General features: G+C 65.3%; 10 protein-coding genes. 6 read left to right on the top strand and 4 right to left on the bottom strand.

The window, feature by feature from the left end; translation table 11 throughout:
• Window positions 1-139: 139 nt before the first annotated feature.
• The 3 genes from rplJ to CQ039_RS15705 all read left to right on the top strand — a co-directional run bounded on the left by rplJ (window position 140) and on the right by CQ039_RS15705 (window position 1,921).
• Entirely contained in the window at window positions 140-655 is a 516-nt protein-coding gene (gene rplJ, locus CQ039_RS15715) for a 50S ribosomal protein L10 (RefSeq protein WP_105563614.1), read from the top strand.
• Between the two features lie 55 nt (window positions 656-710).
• Window positions 711-1,091, top strand: a complete 381-nt coding sequence (gene rplL / locus CQ039_RS15710; protein ID WP_105563615.1) for a 50S ribosomal protein L7/L12 — start codon at window positions 711-713, stop codon at window positions 1,089-1,091.
• Between the two features lie 149 nt (window positions 1,092-1,240).
• A complete protein-coding gene (locus tag CQ039_RS15705; protein ID WP_105563616.1) occupies window positions 1,241-1,921 on the top strand; it encodes a type 1 glutamine amidotransferase domain-containing protein in 681 nt (226 codons plus the stop codon).
• A 52-nt stretch (window positions 1,922-1,973) separates the two neighbouring features.
• On the opposite strand, the gene CQ039_RS15700 is transcribed toward CQ039_RS15705, so the two are convergent.
• Both CQ039_RS15700 and CQ039_RS15695 read right to left on the bottom strand, forming a co-directional pair.
• On the bottom strand, window positions 1,974-3,962 hold the full coding sequence (locus CQ039_RS15700) for a M61 family metallopeptidase (RefSeq protein ID WP_105563617.1): 1,989 nt from the start codon (window positions 3,960-3,962) through the stop codon (window positions 1,974-1,976).
• A gap of 50 nt (window positions 3,963-4,012) precedes the next feature.
• Entirely contained in the window at window positions 4,013-5,962 is a 1,950-nt protein-coding gene (locus CQ039_RS15695) for a M61 family metallopeptidase (protein WP_369831572.1), read from the bottom strand.
• Window positions 5,963-6,148: 186 nt separating this feature from the next.
• Between CQ039_RS15695 and CQ039_RS15690 the strand changes: the two genes are divergently transcribed.
• Window positions 6,149-7,090, top strand: coding sequence for a DUF2268 domain-containing putative Zn-dependent protease (locus CQ039_RS15690; protein WP_105563619.1), 942 nt, complete (start codon window positions 6,149-6,151; stop codon window positions 7,088-7,090).
• On the opposite strand, the gene CQ039_RS15685 is transcribed toward CQ039_RS15690, so the two are convergent.
• Window positions 7,087-7,608 carry an FKBP-type peptidyl-prolyl cis-trans isomerase gene (locus CQ039_RS15685; RefSeq protein ID WP_105563620.1) on the bottom strand — a complete coding sequence of 174 codons (522 nt, stop codon included), beginning with the start codon at window positions 7,606-7,608 and terminating at the stop codon, window positions 7,087-7,089. The two genes, CQ039_RS15690 and CQ039_RS15685, sit on opposite strands and share 4 nt — an antisense overlap.
• Window positions 7,609-7,926: 318 nt before the next feature.
• On the opposite strand from CQ039_RS15685, the gene rpoB reads away from it, so the two are divergent.
• On the top strand, window positions 7,927-12,042 hold the full coding sequence (gene rpoB / locus CQ039_RS15680; RefSeq protein WP_105563621.1) for a DNA-directed RNA polymerase subunit beta: 4,116 nt from the start codon (window positions 7,927-7,929) through the stop codon (window positions 12,040-12,042).
• Between the two features lie 102 nt (window positions 12,043-12,144).
• On the top strand, window positions 12,145-16,341 hold the full coding sequence (gene rpoC / locus CQ039_RS15675) for a DNA-directed RNA polymerase subunit beta' (RefSeq protein ID WP_105563622.1): 4,197 nt from the start codon (window positions 12,145-12,147) through the stop codon (window positions 16,339-16,341).
• Window positions 16,342-16,476: 135 nt separating this feature from the next.
• On the opposite strand, the gene CQ039_RS15670 is transcribed toward rpoC, so the two are convergent.
• On the bottom strand, window positions 16,477-17,142 hold the full coding sequence (locus CQ039_RS15670) for a hypothetical protein (RefSeq protein WP_158256036.1): 666 nt from the start codon (window positions 17,140-17,142) through the stop codon (window positions 16,477-16,479).
• Between the last annotated feature and the right edge of the window lie 63 nt (window positions 17,143-17,205).

Genomic DNA, 17,205 nt, shown 5'->3' with positions numbered 1-17,205 from the left:
CCCTGCCGTTTGCGGCGGGCGGGCCTGCTTCCTTCGGACAATAAGACCGGCCTGAACGCTGTGCAGCGATGCATGGCGCTTAAGCCAAATCCGTCGTCGGGAATTAGCCTGGCGGCGAATACCAAAACTGGAGACCGCAATGGACCGCGCACAAAAAGCCGAGTCGATCGAATCGCTGAAGAGCGTGTTCGCCGACGCGGGCGCCGTGGTCGTGACCCACAACCTGGGTCTGACCGTTGCGGAGATGGAAGACCTGCGTGGTCGCCTTCGTAAAGAAGGCGGCGCGTTCAAGGTGGTGAAGAACCGTCTGGCGCTTAAGGCGCTGGGCGTCGAGGAAGGCAGCGAGTACCACGACCTGTTCAAGGGTCCCGTGGGCATCGCATACGCAGCCGACCCCGTCACCGCTGCGAAGGTCGCGGCTGAATTCGCCAAGGGCAACGACAAGTTCAAGCTCATCGGCGGCTTCATGGGCGACAAGGTGCTGGACGCTGCTGGCGTCGACGCCCTGTCCAAGCTGCCGTCGCTGGACCAACTGCGTGGCAAGCTGATCGGCCTGCTGCAAGCCCCGGCGACCAAGGTCGCTGGCGTTCTGCAAGCACCCGCCGGCCAACTGGCTCGCGTCTTCAACGCGTACGCGACCAAAGACGCCGCCTAAGCCTCGTCATCTCTGCATATCTCTCTGAACCTCATCCTACCGAAGGAAGACTAAAATGGCTGATCTCGCCAAGATCGTTGAAGAACTGTCGGCTCTGACCGTCCTGGAAGCCGCTGAACTGTCGAAGCTGCTGGAAGACAAGTGGGGCGTTTCGGCTGCTGCACCGGTCGCCGTTGCTGCTGTTGGCGGCGCTGCTGCTCCGGCTGAAGCTGCTGAAGAGCAAACCGAGTTCACCGTTGTCCTGGTGGACGGCGGCGACAAGAAGATCAACGTGATCAAGGAAGTCCGCGGCGTCCGCACCGACCTGGGTCTGAAGGAAGCCAAGGACCTGGTCGAAGGCGCTCCGCAGAACGTCGTCGAGAACGTCTCGAAGCAAGTCGCTGAAGAGCTGAAGAAGAAGCTCGAAGAAGCCGGCGCCAAGATCCAGATCAAGTAAGATCGGATTTTGCGCTTCGGCCTTCGGGCCGAGGCTCAGACTTCAAAGAACGGGTCGGAGGGAAACCTCCGGCCCGTTTTCTTTTGGGGTGCGACTGGCGAGGCGGCGAGGGCGGGACCATCTGAGCCGCTCACACAAGGATGCGCTCCATGAAGATCCTGATGGTCCTGACCTCGCACGACCAACTCGGCGACACCGGCCACAAGACCGGCTTCTGGCTGGAGGAGTTCGCCGCCCCCTATTACGCGCTGAAGGATGCGGGGGCCGAGATCGTCATCGCCTCGCCCAAGGGCGGGCAGCCGCCGCTGGACCCCAAGAGCGACGCCGAGGACGCCCAGAGTGAGGACACGCGCCGTTTCAAGGCCGACGCCGAGGCGCAAGGAGCGCTGGCGACCACGCAGCGGCTGGCCGAGGTGAAGGCCGGGAATTTCGACGCCGTCTTCTATCCCGGCGGGCACGGGCCGCTGTGGGATCTGGCTAATGATCCCGTCTCCATCCGCCTGATCGAGGCCTTCGCCGCAGCGGACAAGCCGACGGGCTTTGTCTGCCACGCGCCGGGCGTGTTGAAGGATGTAAAGGGCGCGGACGGTCAGCCGTTGGTGAAAGGGCGGGCGGTCACCGGCTTCACCAACAGCGAGGAAGAGGCGGTGGGTCTGACCGAGGTCGTGCCCTTCCTGGTCGAGGACATGCTGGCCGCCAACGGGGGGCGCTACAGCAAGGGCGCGGACTGGGGCTCTTACGTCCTGACTGACGGGATGCTGGTGACGGGGCAGAACCCGGCTTCGTCGCGCGAGGCGGCGGAGGCTCTGCTGAAGCTGCTGAAGGCCTAGATGCAAAAACGGCCCGGGATCGCTCCCGGGCCTTTTCAGTTTCTAGCGTTGCCTAGCGACGGCGCGGGCTGAGGATGTCGCTGATGCGGTCCGGCGTGCCGGGAATGCGTTCCAGGCGCGGGTAGCGCAGGCCGTCGTGGTAGTCGAAGGCCACGGTGCGGTAGCGGTCGCCGTTCTTGAGCAGCAGGCTGATGGGCGCGGACGTGCCCTTGGCGGCGGTGACGGCGTCGCGAAGGACCTCGGCCGATGCCGCGCGATCGTTGACCGCGACCAGTTCCCAGCCGGGGCCGATGTCGGCCTCGAAGGCGCGACCGCCCCAGCGGATGCCCGTCAGCTTGTTCGATGAGGACAGGGTGAAGCCCAGGGAATACTGGAAGTCGGTGGCCCAGCCGGACTGGATGCGCTTTTCGCCGGCGGTCAGGGCGTCGGTGTAGGTCAGGCGGTAGCCGCCGCGCGCCAGGCCGTCCAGCGGGGCCTTGGCGTCTGGCCCCGTCGCGTCCAGGCGCGTGCGCAGGAAGCTGGTCCAGTCGTGCGGATGGACGGCGTTCAGGGCCGCGACCACGTCGTCGAAGGTATAGCCGCGCGGGGCATATGAGCCGTCGTCGCCGCCGAAGAAGCCCTTGGCGAAGTCGTCCAGCGACTTCTTGCCGTCCGTGGCCTCGCGGATCAGGGTGTCGGCGTCCAGCCAGATCAGCAGGCTTTCGCGGTAATAGTCGCCGGTGCCGCGCATCCACGACGAATAGGGATTGCTGGTGCGGTAGCCGAGCAGGTTGTGGTTGTTGACGTCCTGCAGCGGACGCCATTCGCGGCCCGGTTGGTTGTCGTAGAAGGCGGCGTTCTCGGCCACGGTGACCAGGATGTCTTCCTTGGAAGCCAGCCCCGAGCGGGCGGTCAGCACGTCGCCCCAATACTCCGTCTGGCCCTCATAGACCCATAGCAGGGTGTTCTGGGTCGGGATGTTGTGGTTGGCCGTCAGCTCGTCGGCGGGGCGCTGGCGCTTGCCGTTCCAGGCATGGACGAACTCGTGCGGCAGCAGGCCGACCGCGCCCATGCTCTTGCCCCAGTTGGTGAAGAAGTCGGTCGGGACCGAGTTCTCGGACGAGCGGTGATGCTCCAGCCCGATGCCGCCCATCTTGGACGTGGCGGCGACCAGGAAGTCGTAACGGTCATAGGGCCGAGCGCCGAACAGGCGGTCAGTCTGGGTGACCAGATTCTCGAACCAGGCGATCTGTTCCGGCGTCGGGGCGATGTTCTTGGCCTCGTCGGCGACGATATTCAGGTGGACGGCCTCGCCCTTGGGGTCGATCTCGATGCGCTGGAAGTGGGCGCCGCCGAACAGGGGGCTGTCGATCAGGGTGTAGAGATCGGTCGGCCGGAAGGTGGCGACGCCGTTTTCATAGCGGTCGGTGTCCAGAGCCACCCCGTATTTCCAGCCCTCGGGAAGACGGATCGACGGGGCGAAGGTGATGCCGGTCGAGCGGTAGCCGGCGGGGTAGAGCAGGGCTTTTTCCCACTGCAGGTTGACCATCTCGGGCGTCATGACCACGCGCCAGGTCGAACTGTCGGGTTGGGTCAGCCACTGGAACTCGACCACGATCTCGCTGACGCCCTGAGGGACATCGATGTGGAAGGCGTTGGGGTCGATGGTGTCGCGCAGCCAGTCGATCCGGCCCTGACCGCTGGTCACGGTCACGCCCGAGATCAGCTGGATCGGGCCGGTGGCGGCGTGGTTGCCCGGCAGGAACTTGGGATAGAGCAGGACCAGAGGTCCGGCCGTGACCGGGATGGTCTGGCGGACGCGGATGATCTTGCGCTCAACGTCGGTGGCGTCGACCTCATACTTGATGACGCCGGGATAGGTTTCGGCAGTCGGGGCCGGGATGGGCGGCAGGGCGCGCGGGAGGCCCAGGGGGGTATTCTGGGGCGTGGGCGCGGCCGGCGCCTGCGGGCCGGTCCAGGCCTGCGGAGCATGAGCCAGAGCGGTCGAGGCGACCGAGGTCAGCAACAGGACGAGGGCGGCGGCGGGCAGGCGTCGGGTCATAGGGTATCCAGAACTCTGAGGTCGTCAGGCGTAAGACTTGGCAGGCGGCGTCAGCGACGGCGAGGCGACAGGATGTCGCCCAGGCGGTCCGGCGTGCCCTCGATCCGCTCCAGATGCGGGTAGCGTAGGCCGTCGTGGTAGTCGAAGCGGACGGTCTTGAAGACGTCGCCGTTCTTGAGGGTCAACTCGATCGGGTCGGTCGATCCCTTGGCGGTGGTGACCGCCTCCTTGAGCACGTCGGCCGAGGCGGCGCGACCGCCGACGGCCACGACTTCCCAGCCCGCAGTCAGGCCCTGCTCGAAGGCTGGGCCGCCCCAGAGGACCGAGGTGATCTTGTTCGCCTTGTTCATCATGAAGCCGAGCGAATAGGTGAAGTCGTTGCGGCCCAGCTCCTTATACAGGGCGCCCATGTAGCCGGACGGCTCTTCCTTGAAGACCAGGCGGTAGCCGCCGCGCTCGATGCCGTCCAGCGGGCCGCGCGAGGTCGGGCCGACCGCGTCCAGGCGCTCGCGCAGGAAGGCGGGCCAGTTGTTGGCCTGCACCCCGTTCAGGGACGAGGTGACGGTGTCGAAGGTATAGGGGGCCGGGTTCCAGTCGCCGTCCTGGGCGCCGAAGAAAGCCTTGGCGAAGTCGTCCAGCGACTTCTTGCCGCCGGTCTGCTCGCGGATCAGGGTGTCGGCGTCCAGCCAGATGAGCGAGCCCTCGCGGTAATAATCCTCGCTGCGCTGGTAGGAGCCCCAGGGTTGCGGACGGCGCTGGCTGATGATGGGGTCGTTGGTGGTGTCCTGCATGGCGCGCCACTGGCGGCCGGGGATGTTCTGGAAGCTGGCGGCGGTCATGGCCAGGACGTCCAGGGCTTGCTGCTTGCTCATCAGGCCCGCGCGGGCGGTCAGGACCAGGCCCCAGTATTGCGTCTGGCCCTCATAGACCCACAGCAGGGAGTTCTGCAGCGGCTCATTGAGGTTGGGCGTCATCTGGTCGGCGGGGCGGCGCCACTTGCCGTTCCAGCTGTGGGTGTATTCGTGACCCAGCAGGTCGCGGTCGGCCAGGGTGTCTTCGCGGTCGGTGAAGTATTTGGGATCGACGCTGTTCTCGGACGAGCGCTGATGCTCCAGGCCGATGCCGCCCAGCTTGTCCGTCACCGCCACGAGGAAGTCGTAGTGGTTATAGTGCCGGGCGCCGAACAGGCGGTCGGCCTGCTGGACCAGATTGCGGTGCAGTTGGATGTGCTCGTCGCTGGCTTCCAGCATCTTGGCGGTGTCGGCCACGACGTTGAGGCGGACGGGCGAACGGCCGCCCGGATCAAGGTCGATCTGGCGATAGTGCTGACCGGCGAAGACCGGGCTGTCGGCCAGGTGGTCGAGGGTGATGGGGGCGAAGGTCGCCAGGCCGTTCTCGAAGCTGACGGTGTCAAGGCCGGCGCCGTAGTTCCAGCCGGTCGGCAGTTTCAGCGTCGGCTTGAAGGTGATCTGACGCGAGTAGTAGCCCGCCGGATAGAGCAGGGCCTTCTCCCACTGGATATTCAGCATCTCGGGGGTGACGACGATGCGGCCCTGATTGCCTTCGATGGGCGTCAGCCACTGGAAGGCGACCTCGATCTGGCTGACTCCGGCGGGGACCTCGATCTGATAGGCCCAGGGCTGGACCGTGTTGCGAACCCACTCTAGTCGCTGGCCGTTGGCGGTGAAGGTCAGACCGCCGACGTTGGCGACGGGACCGGCGGGGCTGTGATTGCCGGGCAGCCATTGCGGATAGAGCAGGACCATCGGCCCGGCCTGCGCGACCGGAATGGTCTGGCGCACCTGGATCAGGCGGCGGTCGATGTCGGTGGCGTCGACGTCGAGGCTGATCACGCCCGGATAGGCGACGTCCCTGGCTGCCGGGATCGGCGCCAGAGCGACAGGCAGGGCAGGCGTGCCGACCTGAGCCAGGGCGGACCCGGCGCTGAACAGCAGGGCGGAGGCGCAGGCGGTGACCAGCAGGCGGGCGGCGGGACGCATCATCAGGGGGACTTTCCGGCAAGGCGGCGAGGACGCCGCAGATCACTGCGCGTCGAGACTATGGTCAAGCCCGACGTGGGCGGATGAATTCGCCGTCATGTTTGGTTCGCCCAGCGCGGCAGCGGACTTCATCGGCTACGGTTGCCTACTAGCCCGACGACGGCATCACAAGGCAAGGCGGATCACATGGACGGGAAGTGGATTCTGGCGAGCGTCGCCGCTGCTTTGGCGGTTGCCGCGCCGGCGCCGAGCTGTGCGGCCCAGGTGGCGGCGCTTGGTCGCCTCGGCCACGAACCTGTAATCGAGACCGGCGACGTTGACCGCTTCTATGCGCTCTACGACCGCACTGAGGGACGGCCGACCGCCGAACAACTCCAGACCTATCTGGATGAAGGCTCCTCTGGTCTGACGCATCTGGCGAAGGTGCGTCGGGTGACGGGGGCGAGAATGGCGGACGCCATGGCCGCCCGGCCTGAAATCTATGTCGAGGCGCGGACCTGCGCCGCCCATCTGCCGCGCGTCCGTGTGCGGGTCGCCGAGGGTCTGGCCCGCTTCATTGATCAGTATCCCGAGGCCCGGTTTCCGCCGGCGACCTTTGTGATCGGTCGCGGCCGCCCGGTCGCGGTCGGGAGCCCCCTGGATGGAATTCAGGTGGGATTGGAAGCGCTCTGCGCCACCGATTTCATCAATCCCGACATCGAGGACCGGTTCGTGGGGGTGCTGATCCACGAATATGTTCACACCCAGCAGGCGCCGGAACTGACCGAAAAAGAGCAGTACACGGTGCTGGAGGTGTCGCTGGCTGAGGGTGTCGCCGAGTTCGTCACCGAGTTGATGATCGGCGCGCCGGCCTATGCCTATCTCGCGCCGCAGACCCGAGGCCGCGAACTCGAGATCGAGACCGCCTTCGTCGCCGATCAGGACAAGACCGACTTGTCGGCCTGGGTCTATAATTCCACCCCTGAGAAGCCGGGCGACCTTGGCTACTGGGTCGGCTACCGGATCGCTAAGGCCTATTACCGCAACGCCCCGGACAAGCGCGAGGCCTTGCGGCAGATATTGGGGCTTACGGACGTGAAGGCCTTCGTGGCCGCGAGCGGCTGGCGACCCGGTATGGACCTGAGTTAGCCCGCCGGATTGACTTCCAGCAGTTCTACGGTGAAGCGCAGCGCCGAGTTGGCGGGGATTTCAGTTCCCATCCAGCGGGGGCCGTAGGCCAGGTCGGCGGGGATGACGAACTCATAGGTTTCGCCGGTGCGCATCAGGGCGACGCCCTCGGTCCAGCCCTTGATGACGCGGTTCAGCGGGAAGCTGGTCGGTTCGTTGCGCGAATAGGAGCTGTCGAACTCGCGCCCATCGATGAAGGTGCCGCGATAGTGGACCTTGACCGTGTCGGCGGCGACCGGCTGGACCCCGTTGGGCTTGGCCTTGCCAACGCGACGGTACTGCAAGCCGGACGGGGTGGTGGTCCAGCCGCGCTGCTGGCCGTTCCACATCAGATAGGCGGCCTGACCGACCTCCCAGTTTTCCTGGGTGGCGGGGCCTTGCGGGGCGACCTGGGCGGTCGTGGCGGGCGCGGTGGCGCAGGCCGATAGGGTCAGGGCGAGGGCGGTCGCGGCGAGCGCGGGCAGAGCGATGCAGTTCATACCGCTAGGCTTATCACGCCGATCGAAACTGTCACCTGTCTGCGTCGCAGGCCTTTATTTCGCCGTCGAACGGCGTATATATGCGCCCTCCGCAGATTCCATGAATCCCGCGCGAAAGCGCCCAAGCCCGGTTTGTCGCCCTCCGACCGGTGCGCAGGCGCCGTCCCTTTCCCAAGGGGCGAGCATATCAGGCGCTCTGATCCTATGCGGATCGAGGGTGAGCGCCGCGAGAATTAATGGTCACGGATCGCCGGATTGGCGGGCCGTGGCTGCTGCATTGACGTCGGGCCTTTACCGGCTCGCGATTGGGAAAACAGAATGGCAAACTCCACTGACGGTCTCGCCCTGGGTAAGATCGCCTCCGCCACCTCGTTCACCGGAAAGAAGCGCATTCGTCACTCGTTCGGGCGTATCCCCGAAGCGGTGAAGATGCCGAACCTGATCGAGGTTCAGCGCGCTTCCTACGAGCAGTTCCTGCAGCGCGAAGTGCGCAGCGGTCTGCGCAAGGACCAGGGTATCGAGGCGGTCTTCAAATCGGTCTTCCCGATCAAGGACTTCAACGAGCGCGCCGTCCTGGAGTACGTGTCCTACGAGTTCGAGGACCCCAAGTACGACGTCGAAGAATGCATCCAGCGCGACATGACCTATGCCGCGCCGCTGAAGGTCAAGCTGCGCCTGATCGTCTTTGAGACCGAGGAAGAAACGGGCGCCCGTTCGGTCAAGGACATCAAGGAGCAGGACGTCTACATGGGCGACATCCCGCTCATGACGGACAAGGGCACCTTTATCGTCAACGGCACCGAGCGCGTGATCGTCTCGCAGATGCACCGTTCGCCGGGCGTCTTCTTCGATCACGACAAGGGCAAGACCCACTCATCGGGCAAGCTGCTGTTCGCCGCCCGCGTCATTCCCTATCGCGGCTCGTGGCTGGACTTCGAGTTCGACGCCAAGGACGTGGTTTACGTCCGTATCGACCGTCGTCGTAAACTGCCGGCCACCAGCTTCCTGCTGGCCCTGGGCATGGACGGCGAGGAAATCCTCAAGACCTTCTACGAGACCGTGCCTTACGAGAAGCGCGGCGAAGGCTGGGTCACGCCTTACAAGCCCGAGCGCTGGCGCGGCGTGAAGCCGGAGTTCGATCTGGTCGACGCCGACACCGGCGAAGTGGTCGCGCAAGCCGGTCAGAAGATCAGCGCCCGCGCCGCCAAGAAGCTGGCTGACGGCGGCCTGACGTCGCTGTCGCTGGCCGCTGACGCCCTGCTGACCAAGTATCTGGCTGCCGACGCCGTCAACTACGAAACCGGCGAGATCTACGCCGAGGCCGGCGACGAGCTGGACGCGGAGGCGATCGCCCTGCTGGAAGAGCACGGCTTCACCACCATCGACGTGCTGGACATCGACCATGTCACGGTCGGCGCCTACATGCGCAACACCCTGCGCGTGGACAAGAACGCGGGTCGTGAAGACGCTCTGTTCGACATCTATCGCGTCATGCGTCCGGGCGAGCCGCCGACCCCGGAAGCCGCCGAAGCCATGTTCAACTCGCTGTTCTTCGACGCCGAGCGCTACGACCTGTCGGCCGTCGGCCGGGTCAAGATGAACATGCGTCTGGAAACCCCCGAGGTTTCCGACGAAATCCGCGTCCTGCAAAAGGACGACGTGCTGAAGGTGCTGCAGATTCTGGTCGGCCTGAAGGACGGCCGCGGCGAGATCGACGACATCGACAACCTGGGCAACCGTCGCGTGCGTTCGGTCGGCGAGCTGCTGGAAAACCAGTACCGCGTTGGCTTGCTGCGTATGGAGCGCGCCATCAAGGAGCGCATGAGCTCGGTCGATATCGACACGGTCATGCCGCACGACCTGATCAACGCCAAACCGGCTGCCGCAGCCGTGCGTGAATTCTTCGGCTCGTCGCAGCTGTCGCAGTTCATGGACCAAACCAACCCGCTGTCGGAAATCACCCACAAGCGTCGCCTTTCGGCGCTTGGCCCGGGCGGTCTGACCCGTGAGCGCGCCGGCTTTGAAGTCCGCGACGTTCACCCGACGCATTACGGCCGTATCTGCCCGATCGAAACGCCGGAAGGCCCGAACATCGGTCTGATCAACTCGCTGGCCACCCACGCGCGTGTCAACAAGTACGGTTTCATCGAGAGCCCCTACCGTCGCGTGAAGGACGGCAAGGCCACGGACGAGGTGGTCTACATCTCGGCCATGGAAGAGGCGAAGCACGTTATCGCCCAGTCCAACATTGAGCTGAAGGCGGGCGAGATCGTCGAGGACCTGGTCCCCGGCCGGATCAACGGTGAATCCCAGCTGCTGACCAAGGCCGACGTCGACATGATGGACGTGTCGCCGAAACAGGTCGTTTCGGTCGCTGCGGCCCTGATCCCCTTCCTGGAAAACGACGACGCCAACCGCGCGCTGATGGGCGCCAACATGCAACGTCAGGCCGTGCCTCTGGTGCAGTCGGACGCGCCGCTGGTCGGCACCGGCATGGAAGCGGTCGTGGCCGTGGACTCCGGCGCTGTCGTGATCGCCCGTCGTGATGGCGTGGTCGAGCAGATCGACGGCACGCGTATCGTTCTGCGCGCCACCGGCGACGTGGACGCCGGCCGTTCGGGCGTGGACATCTACCGCCTGTCGAAGTTCCAGCGTTCCAACCAGTCGACCTGCATCAACCAGCGCCCGATCGTGCGCGTGGGCGATGAAGTGAAGGCCGGCGACGTGATCGCCGACGGTCCGTCGACGGACCTGGGCGAACTGGCTCTGGGCCGTAACGTCCTGGTCGCCTACATGCCCTGGAACGGCTACAACTTCGAAGACTCCATCCTGATCTCCGAGCGCATCGTGCGCGACGACATCTTCACCTCCATCCACCTCGAGGAATTCGAAGTGATGGCGCGTGATACGAAGCTTGGGCCGGAAGAAATCACCCGCGACATCCCCAACGTCGGCGAGGAAGCCCTGCGCAACCTCGACGAAGCGGGCATCGTGGCCATCGGCGCCGAAGTCCAGCCGGGCGACATCCTGTGCGGCAAGGTCACGCCGAAGGGCGAAAGCCCGATGACGCCGGAAGAGAAGCTGCTGCGCGCCATCTTCGGCGAGAAGGCTTCGGACGTCCGCGACACCAGCTTGCGTCTGCCGCCCGGCGTCGCCGGCACGGTCGTCGACGTGCGCGTCTTCAACCGTCACGGCGTCGACAAGGACGAACGCGCTGTCGCGATCGAACGCGCTGAAATCGAACGCCTCGGCAAGGACCGCGACGATGAGCTCAAGATCCTTGAGCGCAACGTCTACGGCCGCCTGAAGCCGCTGCTGCTCGGCAAGGACGCCGTCTCGGGCCCGAAGGGCATGGGCCGCGGCGCCGTGACCGAAGAGAAGCTGGCAGAAGTGTCCAAGGGCCTGTGGTGGCAGGTCGCCCTCGACGACGAGAAGTCGATGGGCGAACTGGAAGCCATGAAGAAGCAGTTCGAGGACGCCCGTAAGGCGCTCGACCGTCGCTTCGAAGACAAGGTCGAGAAGCTGCAGCGCGGCGACGAGCTGCCGCCGGGCGTCATGAAGATGGTCAAGGTCTTCGTGGCCGTGAAGCGCAAGCTTCAGCCGGGCGACAAGATGGCCGGCCGTCACGGCAACAAGGGCGTCATTTCCAAGATCCTGCCGATCGAGGACATGCCGCACCTGGACGACGGCACCCACGTCGACATCGTTCTGAACCCGCTGGGCGTGCCTTCGCGCATGAACATCGGTCAGATCTTCGAAACCCACCTGGGTTGGGCCGCTGCTGGCCTCGGCAAGCAGATCAAGGGCCTGCTCGACCAGTGGATGGACGGCGGTCTGCGCGAGGCCCTGGTCACGCGTCTGACCGAGATCTACGGCGCTGACACGCCTCTGCCGGAATCGGACGAGGACCTGATCGAATTGGCGCAGAACCTGGCCAAGGGCGTGCCCTTCGCGACCCCGGTCTTCGACGGCGCGCACATCTCGGACATCGAGGACCTGCTGGAAACGGCCGGTCTGGATCGTTCGGGTCAGTCGATCCTGTTCGACGGTCAGACGGGTGAGCAGTTCAAGCGTCCGGTCACGGTCGGCTACGTCTACATGCTGAAGCTGCACCACCTGGTCGACGACAAGATCCACGCCCGCTCCATCGGCCCGTACTCGCTCGTCACCCAGCAGCCGCTGGGCGGTAAGGCGCAGTTCGGCGGTCAGCGCTTCGGGGAAATGGAGGTCTGGGCTCTGGAAGCTTACGGCGCCGCCTACACCCTGCAGGAAATGCTGACGGTGAAGTCCGACGACGTGGCTGGCCGCACCAAGGTCTACGAGGCCATCGTCCGCGGCGACGACAGCTTCGAAGCCGGCATTCCCGAGAGCTTCAACGTGCTCATCAAGGAAATGCGCTCTCTGGGCCTGAACGTGGAGCTGGAGAACAGCTGATCGGAAAACTGAAGCCCTCTCCCGCCTGGCGGGGGAGGGCGGTCCGACCGCCTCTCCTCTCTGAATGAATTTTCGCGGGGCATTCCCGCAGAAGGAAAAAAGATGAACCAGGAAGTCCTGAACATCTTCAACCCGGTCCCGGTCACGCCGACCTTCGACCAGATCAAGATCGCCCTGGCCTCGCCGGAGAAGATCCGTTCGTGGTCGTTCGGCGAGATCAAGAAGCCGGAAACCATCAACTACCGTACGTTCAAGCCCGAGCGTGACGGCCTGTTCTGCGCCCGTATCTTTGGCCCGACCAAGGACTACGAATGCCTGTGCGGCAAGTACAAGCGCATGAAGTACAAGGGCATCATCTGCGAGAAGTGCGGCGTTGAAGTCACGCTGGCTCGCGTTCGCCGCGAGCGCATGGGTCACATCGACCTGGCCGCCCCGGTCGCCCACATCTGGTTCCTGAAGTCGCTGCCGTCGCGCATCTCGCTGATGCTGGACATGGCGCTGAAGGACGTGGAACGCGTCCTGTATTTCGAAAACTACATCGTCACCGAGCCGGGCCTGACCCCGCTGAAGCAGAACCAACTGCTGACGGAAGACGAGTTCTATCGCTACCAGGAAGAATACGGCGACGACGGCTTCACGGCTGAAATCGGCGCCGAGGCCGTCCGCAACCTGCTGATGGGCATCGACCTGAACGCCGAGGCCGAGCGCCACCGCGGCGAGCTGGCCGACAACCCGTCGGAAATGAAGGCCAAGAAGGCGTCCAAGCGCCTGAAGCTGATCGAGGCCTTCCTCGAGTCCGGCAACAAGCCCGAGTGGATGATCCTGACGATCGTGCCGGTCATCCCGCCGGAACTGCGTCCGCTGGTGCCGCTGGACGGCGGCCGCTTCGCGACGTCGGACCTGAACGATCTCTATCGCCGGGTCATCAACCGTAACAACCGCCTGAAGCGCCTGATCGAGCTGCGCGCGCCCGACATCATCATCCGTAACGAAAAGCGGATGCTGCAGGAGTCGGTCGACGCCCTGTTCGACAACGGCCGTCGTGGTCGCGTGATCACCGGCGCCAACAAGCGTCCGCTGAAGTCGCTGGCCGACATGCTGAAGGGCAAGCAGGGCCGCTTCCGTCAGAACCTTCTGGGCAAGCGCGTCGACTACTCGGGCCGTTCGGTCATCACCGTGGGCCCCGAACTGAAGCTGCACGAGTGCGGCCTGCCGAAGAAGATGGCGCTCGAGCTGTTCAAGCCCTTCATCTATGCGCGTCTGGACGCCAAGGGCCTGTCGGGCACCGTCAAGCAGTCCAAGCGCATGGTCGAGCGCGAGCAGCCGCAGGTCTGGGACATCCTGGAAGAAGTGATCCGGGAACACCCGGTCATGCTGAACCGCGCGCCGACGCTTCACCGTCTGGGCATCCAGGCGTTCGAGCCCAAGCTGATCGAGGGCAAGGCCATCCGCCTGCACCCGCTGGTCTGTACCGCGTTCAACGCCGACTTCGACGGCGACCAGATGGCTGTTCACGTTCCGCTGAGCCTCGAGGCCCAGCTGGAAGCGCGCGTCCTGATGATGTCGACGAACAACATCCTGTCGCCCGCCAACGGCAAGCCGATCATCGTGCCGTCGCAGGACATCGTCCTGGGTCTGTACTACCTGTCGCTGGTCAAGGACGGTCAGCCGGGTGAAGGCAAGCTGTTCGCCAACATGGGTGAGATCGACGCCGCCCTGGACGCCCAGGTCGTCAAGCTGCACACCAAGATCAAGGCCCGCTGGACCGAGATGAACGCTGCGGGCGAAGAGATCACCAAGGTGATCGACACGACCCCGGGCCGGATGAAGCTGGGCGCTCTGCTGCCGCTGAACCCGAACATCGGCTACCGCCTGCTCGAGAAGAACCTGACCAAGAAGGAAATCGGTAACCTGATCGATCAGGTCTATCGTCACTGCGGTCAGAAGGCGACGGTCATCTTCGCCGACCAGATGATGCAACTGGGCTTCCGCGAAGCCGCTAAGGCCGGCATTTCCGTTGGTAAGGATGACATCGTCATCCCCGCCAAGAAGGAGCAGATGGTCGCTGAAACCCGCACTCAGGTCGAAGAGTACGAGCAACAGTACGCCGACGGCCTGATCACCAAGGGTGAGAAGTACAACAAGGTCGTCGACGCTTGGGCCAAGGCCACGGACAAGATCGCTGACGAGATGATGGGCGAAATCGCTCAGCCTCGCGTCCTGATCGCGGGTCAGGAGCCGGACATCAACTCCGTCTTCATGATGGCCAACTCCGGTGCCCGTGGTTCGCAGGCCCAGATGAAGCAACTGGGCGGCATGCGCGGCCTGATGGCCAAGCCGTCCGGCGAGATCATCGAGACGCCGATCATCTCGAACTTCAAGGAAGGCCTGACCGTCCTTGAATACTTCAACTCCACCCACGGCGCCCGTAAGGGTCTGGCCGACACCGCGCTGAAGACCGCCAACTCGGGTTACCTGACCCGCCGTCTGGTGGACGTGGCGCAGGACTCGATCGTCACCGAGGAAGACTGCGGCTCGACGCGCGGCATCACCCTGCGCGCCGTGGTCGAAGGTGGTGACGTTCTGGTCTCGCTGGGCCAACGCGTCCTGGGTCGCTATGCGGCCGAGGACATCAAGGAGCCGGGCGGCGACACCGTCCTCTTCCCTGCGGACACCTACCTGCAGGAAGAAGAGATCGAGGTCATCGATGCGGCTGGCGTCCAGTCGATCAAGGTCCGTTCGGCCCTGACCTGTGAAGCCGACGCGGGCATCTGCGGCATGTGCTACGGTCGTGACCTGGCGCGCGGCACCAACGTCAACATCGGCGAAGCCGTCGGCGTCATCGCGGCTCAGTCGATCGGCGAGCCGGGCACCCAGCTGACGATGCGTACCTTCCACATCGGCGGCACGGCCCAGGTGGCGGAAACCTCGTTCTACGAGGCGACCAACGCCGGTAAGGCCAAGATCGTCGGCCCGACCGTTACCGCAGCGCACGGCGACCTGGTGGCCCTGAGCCGCAACGTCGTCGTCATCGTGGTCGTGGACGGTAAGGACCGCGAGACCCACAAGGTCCCGTACGGTGCCCGCATCCGCGTCAAGGAAGGCGCTGACATCGCCAAGGGCCAACGTCTGGCGGAGTGGGACCCCTACACCACCCCGATCCTGACCGAAGTCGGCGGCGTGATCCGCTTCGAAGACCTGGTCGAGGGCCTCTCGGTCCGCGAAGAGACCGACGAAGCGACGGGCATCGCCCAGCGCGTGGTTTCCGACTGGCGCGCCAGCCCCCGCGGTTCGGACCTGCGTCCGGCCATGGGTGTGACCCTGGGCGACACCTACGCCAAGCTGGCCTCGGGCTCTGACGCTCGCTACCTGCTGCCCGTGGGCGCCGTTCTGTCCGTGTCGAACGGCGACGAAGTCAAGCCGGGCGAGATCATCGCCCGTGTTCCGACCGAAGGCGCCAAGACCCGCGACATCACCGGCGGTCTGCCGCGCGTCGCCGAACTGTTCGAAGCCCGCCGTCCGAAGGACTGCGCCGTCATCGCCGAAATGGATGGCCGCGTTGAGTTCGGTCGCGACTACAAGAACAAGCGTCGCATCAAGATCACCCCGGAACTGGACGCCGACGGCAACCAGGGCGAGGCGGTCGAGTTCCTGATCCCGAAGGGCAAGCACATCTCCGTCCACGACGGCGATCTGATCCAGAAGGGCGACTACATCATCGACGGCAACCCGGATCCGCACGATCTGCTGCGTATTCAGGGCGTCGAGGCGCTGGCCGAGTATCTGGTGAACGAAGTGCAGGAGGTCTATCGACTGCAGGGCGTGCCGATCAACGACAAGCACATCGAAGTCATCGTCCGTCAGATGCTGCAGAAGGTCGAAGTCCTGGATTCGGGTGAAACCACCCTGATCCGCGGCGATACCGTCGAAGTGGCCGAAGCTGCTCTGGAAAACGCCAAGGTCGAGAAGCGCGGCGGTCGTCTGGCCACCACGCAGCCCGTCCTGCTGGGCATCACCAAGGCGTCGCTGCAGACCCGCAGCTTCATCTCGGCGGCGTCCTTCCAGGAGACCACCCGCGTCCTCACCGACGCCTCGGTCCACGGCAAGAAGGACATGCTGGAAGGCCTGAAGGAAAACGTCATCGTCGGCCGCCTGATCCCGGCGGGCACGGGCGCCTATCTGCGCTCGTTGCAGAAGCTGGCGAACGAGCGCGACGCGGAACTGACCCAGGCCCGCGAAGACGCCATCGAGCCGCTGCCGGCCGATCTGGCCCTGGAACTGGAGCAGTCGGAAGGCTGATCCGTTTTCGGAACCGAAGACTGAAGAGGGCGGCGCTGGAGACAGCGCCGCTCTTTTCGTTTGGGCCTATCGCGCTTAGCGCTGCTTGAGGCCCGAGTGGGGCCTACCGCCCGTCGGGCTGTATTCGGCTGGGCTCTAGTCGCCGCCGACGCGGACGCCGCCCACGCTTGCAGAGAAGCCGCTGGATCGGCGTTCGCCTTCGTTCACCGTGCTGCGCGCGCCTTGGCGCATATCGACGCCAGGGACGTCCTTGAGATGGGCGCCGGCGCATCCGGTTCCGAAGTTAGAACCCGGGCAGTCGGCTGGGCCGAGAACGCCGACCCCGCCCGACAGGGGGCGGCGCTGGGCCTCGTAGCGCTGCATTTCGCGAGCGCCTTCACGAGCGAAGCGGGCGTCGCGCTCGGCGTTGCCGCTTCCGGTGATGGGGCGCGTGGCCCCTTCTGCGGCGCGGGCGTTAAAGCGTTCGTCGCAGATGGCCCGTTCGCCCTGGCTGAGGATGGCGGTCGAGCGACAGCCGGCAGGCGAGGTGCGCAGGGCGCGGGCGTTGCGCTCAGCCTGGCTTTCCCCGCCGACCCGCCATGCGTCGGACACGCCGGGAACGCCCGACGCGGCGGCGGAGGGCGCGCCGGGTGCGGGCGCGGCGATGCGCGGCGCCGGCGGAGAGGGTAGGCCGTCGCGGGCGGCGTCCTCGTCCTTCTTGCGGGCGCGAACCGGGGCTACGGGAGCGGGGGCGCTGACAGCCCGCTCGGCCGCAGCGCGGGGCGTCGGCGTCGGGACAGGAACCGGAACGGGAGCGGGCATGGGCGTAGGGACCGGCGTCGGCGCGGGAACGGGGGGGGCTTGAGGCGCCGGTCCCTACGCCCA

The sequence above is a fragment of the Brevundimonas sp. MYb52 genome (genome assembly GCF_002979535.1).
In the GTDB taxonomy this organism is placed as follows: domain Bacteria; phylum Pseudomonadota; class Alphaproteobacteria; order Caulobacterales; family Caulobacteraceae; genus Brevundimonas.
This window is presented reverse-complemented; position numbering and strand designations above follow the sequence as displayed.

What these genes read in the sequence shown, in the direction of transcription:
- CQ039_RS15695 (WP_369831572.1), bottom strand. Translation starts at nt 5,962, where the DNA reads ATGCGTCCCGCCGCCCGCCTGCTGGTCACCGCCTGCGCCTCCGCCCTG.
- CQ039_RS15705 (WP_105563616.1), top strand. Translation starts at nt 1,241, where the DNA reads ATGAAGATCCTGATGGTCCTGACCTCGCACGACCAACTCGGCGACACC.
- rpoB (WP_105563621.1), top strand. Translation starts at nt 7,927, where the DNA reads ATGGCAAACTCCACTGACGGTCTCGCCCTGGGTAAGATCGCCTCCGCC.
- CQ039_RS15700 (WP_105563617.1), bottom strand. Translation starts at nt 3,962, where the DNA reads ATGACCCGACGCCTGCCCGCCGCCGCCCTCGTCCTGTTGCTGACCTCG.
- rplL (WP_105563615.1), top strand. Translation starts at nt 711, where the DNA reads ATGGCTGATCTCGCCAAGATCGTTGAAGAACTGTCGGCTCTGACCGTC.
- CQ039_RS15690 (WP_105563619.1), top strand. Translation starts at nt 6,149, where the DNA reads ATGGACGGGAAGTGGATTCTGGCGAGCGTCGCCGCTGCTTTGGCGGTT.
- CQ039_RS15685 (WP_105563620.1), bottom strand. Translation starts at nt 7,608, where the DNA reads ATGAACTGCATCGCTCTGCCCGCGCTCGCCGCGACCGCCCTCGCCCTG.
- rpoC (WP_105563622.1), top strand. Translation starts at nt 12,145, where the DNA reads ATGAACCAGGAAGTCCTGAACATCTTCAACCCGGTCCCGGTCACGCCG.
- CQ039_RS15670 (WP_158256036.1), bottom strand. Translation starts at nt 17,142, where the DNA reads ATGCCCGCTCCCGTTCCGGTTCCTGTCCCGACGCCGACGCCCCGCGCT.
- rplJ (WP_105563614.1), top strand. Translation starts at nt 140, where the DNA reads ATGGACCGCGCACAAAAAGCCGAGTCGATCGAATCGCTGAAGAGCGTG.